General features: G+C 76.4%; 1 protein-coding gene. It reads right to left on the bottom strand.

Annotated elements, in window-relative coordinates:
* The coding region (locus ACFHW0_RS31465; protein ID WP_416613260.1) for an SDR family NAD(P)-dependent oxidoreductase at window positions 1-4229 on the bottom strand (4229 nt) is incomplete at both ends.

Genomic DNA, 4229 nt, shown 5'->3' with positions numbered 1-4229 from the left:
GACAACACCCCCGCCACGTACGCGGCCGTGACCTCACCGATCGAGTGACCGGCCAGCACGTCCGGCACGACCCCGAACGACTCCACCAGACGGAACAGCGCCACCTCGACCGCGAACAACCCGCCCTGCGTGAACACCGTCTGATCCAACAGACCGGCCTCCGGAGAGCCCGCCGACGCGAACAGCACCTCCCGCAACGGACGCGGCAGCAGCGAATCCAGGTGCGCGCACACCTCATCCAGCGCGGCGGCGAACACCGGGAACTCGCCGCACAGCTCCCGGCCCATGCCGGCGCGCTGCGCACCCTGACCCGAGAACAACAGCGCGAGCTGGCCACGCTGCCCGCCCGGGCCGGTGACCACGCCGAGCGAGGGCTCGCCCGCCGCCACGGCTTCGAGGCCCGCCAGCAGTTCGTCGCGGCTCGCACCGGACACGACCGCCCGGTGCTCCAGCACGGACCGCGACGCCACCGACGACCAGGCCACGTCCAGCGGGCGCGGGGTCTCGTCCCCGCTGAGCCACGCCGCCCAGCGGTCGGCCTGCGCCGACAGCCCGGCCGCGTCCCGGGCCGACAGCAGCACCGGCACCGCCGACGGCGTCCGGGACGGCTCGCCGACGGCGTCCGGCTCGTCCCCGGCGGTCGGCGCGGGCGGCTGCTCCAGGATCAGGTGGACGTTCGTACCGCTGATGCCGAACGACGACACGGCGGCCCGGCGCGGCCGGTCCACCGCCGGCCAGGGACGCGCCTCGGCCAGCAGGGACACCGCACCGGCGGTCCAGTCCACGTGGGGGGTCGGCTCGTCGAGGTGCAGGGTCCGCGGGAGCAGGCCGTACCGCATCGCCTGCACCATCTTGATCATGCCGGCGACACCGGCGGCGGCCTGGCTGTGGCCGATGTTCGACTTGATCGAGCCGAGCAGCAGCGGCCGGTCGGCGGGGCGACCCTGGCCGTAGGTCGCCAGCAGGGCCTGCGCCTCGATGGGGTCACCGAGCGTCGTTCCCGTGCCGTGCGCCTCGACGGCGTCCACGTCGGCCGTGGTGAGGCGGGCGTTGGCGAGGGCCTGCCGGATCACCCGCTGCTGGGCGGGGCCGTTGGGGGCGGTGAGGCCGTTGGACGCGCCGTCCTGGTTCACGGCGCTGCCGGCGATCACGGCGAGCACCTGACGGCCCTGCCGCCGCGCGTCGGAGAGCCGCTGGACCAGCAGCACGCCGACCCCCTCCGACCAGCCGGTGCCGTCGGCGTCGGCGGCGAAGGACTTGCAGCGCCCGTCCGGGGCGAGGCCGCCCTGGCGGGAGAACTCGACGAAGGCGCCCGGGGTCACCATGACGGTGACGCCGCCGGCCAGCGCCATGTCGCACTCGCCGCCGCGCAGCGCCTGGGCGGCGAGGTGCACCGCCACCAGGGACGACGAGCAGGCGGTGTCGACCGTCACCGCCGGGCCTTCGAGGCCGAAGGTGTACGACACCCGGCCGGAGATGACGCTGTGCGCGCCGCCGGTGAGCTGGTAGCCCGCCAGCTCGGCCGGGGTGTCGGTGGTGCCGTAGCCGGACGGGGAGGCGCCGACGAAGACGCCGGTACGGCTGCCGCGCAGCTCGTCCGGGTCGATGCCGGCCTGCTCCATGGCCTCCCAGGACGCCTCCAGCAGCAGGCGCTGCTGCGGGTCCATGGCGACGGCCTCGCGCGGCGAGATGCCGAAGAAGCCGGGGTCGAAGGTGGTGGCGCCGTCGACGAAGCCGCCCTCCCGGGTGTGCGACACGGGTTGCCCGTCGGCGTCGACGGCCAGCAGCCGGCCCATGTCCCAGTGCCGGTCCTCGGGGAAGCCGCTGATCCCGTCGCGTCCGGTGGCGACCAGGTCCCACAGGTCGTCCGGGTTGGCCACGCCGCCCGGGTACCGGCAGCTCATGCCGACGATGACGATCGGGTCGTCGTCGACCGGCCCGGCGGGGCCCCAGGCGGTGACGGTCTCGACCTCGTGCAGGCGCAGCGTCGCCGACAGGTGGTCGGCGAGGGCAGCCGGGTTCGGGTAGTCGAAGACCAGGGTGGTGGGCAGGGTGAGCCCGGTGGCGGCGCCGAGCCGGTTGCGCAGCTCGACGGCGGTCAGCGAGTCGAAGCCCAGTTCCTTGAACGCCCGGTTCGCCTTGACCAGCTCGGTGCCGGAGTGGCCGAGCACGGCGGCGGTGTGCGTGCGTACGAGGTCGGTCAGGTAGCGGTCCTGCTCGGCGCGGGGCAGCGTCAGCAGGTGCTGCCGCAGCCCGCCGCCGGCGGCGTCCTCCGGTTCGGCGTCGACCACGCGCAGGGCGTCGCGGGCCTCGGCGATGTCGTCGAGCAGGGGGCGGGCGCGGGCGGCGGCGAACGCCGGGGTGAACAGGGACCAGTCGACGTCCGCCACGGTCACCGACGGCACGGCCCGACCGACCGCGCTGCGCAGCGCGTACACGGCCTGGGCCGGCGACATCGGGCTGAGGCCGCGCCGGGCCAGCAGTTCCTGGCCCTCGCCGCTGGCCATGCCGCCGTCGGCCCAGGGTCCCCACGCGACGGCGGTGGCGGCCAGGCCGCGGGCGCGGCGCCGCTCGGCGAGGGCGTCGAGGAAGGCGTTGCCGGCGGCGTACGCGGCCTGTCCGCCGCTGCCCCAGATGCCGGCGATGGAGGAGAAGAGCACGAACGCGTCGAGCGGCCGGTCGCCCAGCAGCTCGTCCAGGTGCACCGCACCGGCGATCTTGCCGTCCAGCACCTCGGCCAGCCCGGCCAGGTCGGTGTCGGCCAGCATGTTCAGCTGCCCCACCCCGGCGGCGTGCACCACCGCCGTCAGCGGCGCCTCGTCGGCGTCGACGTCGCGCAGCAGCGCCTCGACCCGGGCGCGGTCGGCCATGTCGGCGGCGACCAGGGTCACCCGGGCGCCGCGACCGGTCAGCTCGTCGCGCAGCTCGGCCGCCCCGGGGGCGCGCTCGCCCCGGCGGCTGGTCAGCACGACGTGCGCCGCGCCGTTGGCCGCCACCCAGCGGGCCACGTGGGCGCCGAGCGCCCCGGTGCCGCCGGTGATCAGCACCGTGCCCGACGGCTGCCAGCGCTCGACCGTGCCCACGGCCGCCGGCGTGGCGCGCACCAGTCGCCGCACGAACACGCCCGAGGGCCGTACGGCGAGCTGGTCCTCGTGGCCGCCGCCGGTCAGGACGCCCACCAGGTGGTCCCAGTCGTTCCGGTCGGGCCGGTCCGGCAGGTCGACCAGGCCGCCCCAGAGCTGCGGGTGTTCCAGCCCGGCGACCCGGGCCAGGCCCCACAGCCCGCCCTGGGCGGCGCTGCGGACCGGGTCGGCGTCCCCGGTGCCGACCGCGCCCCGGGTCACCATCCACAGTGCCGCCGCGACGTCGGCCGCGTGCAGGGCCTGCACCAGCGCCATCGTGGCCGCCGTGCCCAGCGGCACCGCCGGCTGGCCGGGATGCGGCCGGTCCAGCAGGCCCAGCAGGGACACGATCCCGGAGAACCGGTCGTCCCCCACGGCCTCGGCCAGCCGCGTCGTCACGTCCTCGCGCGCCGCCGTCGGGTCGAGCGCCAGCCGGGACACCTCGCCGCCGGCGGCGGTCAGCGCCCCCGCGAGCGCCTCGGCCCACTCCGTCACGGGCGCGTCGTCGGCCGGCTCGACCAGCAGCCAGCGGCCGGACGGGGTGACCGGCGCGGGGGCGGCGGTCCGCTTCCACACCACCCGGTACGACCAGCCGTCGACGACCGCGTCCCGCAGCCGGGCCTTGCGCCAGGACGACAGGACCGGCAGGGCCGGGGCCAGGACGTCCGCGCCGTCGTCGCCGAACTGCGCGGCGAGGGCCGCCACGTCGGAGCGCTCCACGGCCGACCAGAACTCGACGTCCACCACGTCCGGGCTGACCGGGCCGGTGACCGACGCCGGCATCTGCTCGGGCCAGTAGCGCTGCCGCTGGAACGCGTACGTGGGCAGGGCGACCGGGGTCGCGCCGGCGCTGGAGTAGAGGGCCGGCCAGTCGACGGGCACCCCGTTGACGTGCAGCTCGGCCAGGGCGGCGAGCAGGGCCCGCGCCTCGGGACGGTCGGCGCGCAGGACGGGCACCGCGATCACGGGGGTGTCGTCGTCGGCCGGTTCCTGCTGGCTCAGCGCGTCGCGGGTCATGGCGGTCAGCACGCTGTGTGGGCCGATCTCCAGGAACGTGTCGACGCCCGCCGCGCGCAGCGCGGTGATTCCGTCGGCGTACCGGACGGC

Origin of the sequence: Micromonospora sp. LOL_025 (assembly GCF_048060285.1) — a bacterium.
Classification (GTDB): Bacteria; Actinomycetota; Actinomycetes; order Mycobacteriales; family Micromonosporaceae; genus Micromonospora.
Note: the sequence above shows the minus strand (reverse complement) of the source record. Positions and strands in the feature narration are given on the sequence as shown.